The organism is Sphingomonas sp. TDK1 (assembly GCF_001650735.1).
GTDB lineage: Bacteria > Pseudomonadota > Alphaproteobacteria > Sphingomonadales > Sphingomonadaceae > Sphingomonas.
Window position 1 is genome coordinate 3,933 of record NZ_LXVY01000035.1, and the last position, 588, is coordinate 4,520.

A 588-nucleotide genomic window follows, 5' to 3' on the forward strand; every position below is an offset into this window, starting at 1 on the left:
GTCGGTGGCGATGATCGCGAGCTCGGCGAACACCCAGAGGAATCTCGCGACCCCCGGCGAATAGCGGTCGCGCACCAGCCGGGCGAGGTCGCGCCCGGTGGCGATGCCCAGCCGCGCGCACAGCGACTGCAGCACCATCGCCGCCGCGCTGGAGGCCAGGATGACGAACAGCAGGCCATAGCCGTAGCGCGAGCCCGCCTCGATATCGGTCGCCCAGTTGCCGGGGTCGATATAGCCGACGGAGACCAGGAGCCCCGGCCCCATGTAGCGGAGCAGCTTGGCGAGAGGCGAAAGGCCCGCGGGCACGCTTACCGAGCCGCGAATTTCAGAGGGACAAAAGGGTGCGGTGGCGGTGCGGGGCAGGTTGAACATCGCCGCGCTTCTATCGCCCCGCACCTTTTCCCGCCAGATCAGGCAACGCGGCGGGCGCGTTCCTCCACCAGCCGTTCGAACATGGTGAGCGGCATCGCGCCCAACCGGATAACTTCATGGAACTGCTGGAGATCGAACGTGTCGCCGGCGATCTTCTGGGCGTTGGCGCGCGCCCGCGTCCAGGCGATGTGGCCGAGCTTGTAGGCACAGGCCTGG

Annotated in this window: 2 protein-coding genes; both read right to left on the reverse strand. The window is 68.2% G+C overall.

The window, feature by feature from the left end; translation table 11 throughout:
* The coding region (locus tag A7X12_RS26025) for an Nramp family divalent metal transporter (protein WP_198162091.1) at positions 1–372 on the reverse strand (372 nt) is incomplete at its 3' end.
* Between the two features lie 38 nt (positions 373–410).
* The coding region (locus tag A7X12_RS25250; protein WP_157105653.1) for a DUF885 family protein at positions 411–588 on the reverse strand (178 nt) is incomplete at its 5' end.